General features: G+C 56.3%; 1 tRNA gene and 1 rRNA gene. Both read left to right on the forward strand.

The annotated features are described in order from the left end of the window. The first annotated feature begins 163 nt into the window (after positions 1 to 163). Positions 164 to 280: ribosomal RNA gene (gene rrf, locus GTO91_RS17680) — 5S ribosomal RNA — on the forward strand. A gap of 65 nt (positions 281 to 345) precedes the next feature. Further along, positions 346 to 421: transfer RNA gene (locus GTO91_RS17685), tRNA-Ala, on the forward strand. Positions 422 to 551 lie beyond the last annotated feature (130 nt).

The raw sequence follows: 551 nt of genomic DNA on the forward strand, positions 1-551 counted from the left end.
GAACAGTCGCTCACAGGAATCAGAGGAAAAACATACCGGTTGATTTTGGTTGGCTGGTGTGATAGACTCTGAATTCCGGTGAACGAACAGACACCAATCGAGTCGCGACAGCGATGATGTTGGGAAGTCTGGTAACCGGTAACTCAACAACACCATACAAAGATCTGGTGACAATGGCGGAGAGGTCACACCCGTTCCCATCCCGAACAGGTCAGTTAAGCTCTCCAGCGCCGATGGTACTTGGAGCGGTGGCCCCTGGGAGAGTAGGACGTCGCCGGATCAGCCGGGAAACCGGCAGACCCGATGGCACGCGCAGCGATGCGTGAGGCCGAAGCGGGTCAAAGTGGGGCTATAGCTCAGCTGGGAGAGCGCTTGAATGGCATTCAAGAGGTCAGCGGTTCGATCCCGCTTAGCTCCACCAAATCGATAACTTTTCCCGCCGTCTTCATGGCGGCGGGGTTTGCTCCTTGAAAACTGCACAGAGGATACGTAAAGCGCAAGCGGTTATAGTCGAAGCGGCAACGCAGCGGTGACACCCAAGCGGCAACGCG

The organism is Heliomicrobium undosum (genome assembly GCF_009877425.1).
Classification (GTDB): domain Bacteria; phylum Bacillota; class Desulfitobacteriia; order Heliobacteriales; family Heliobacteriaceae; genus Heliomicrobium; species Heliomicrobium undosum.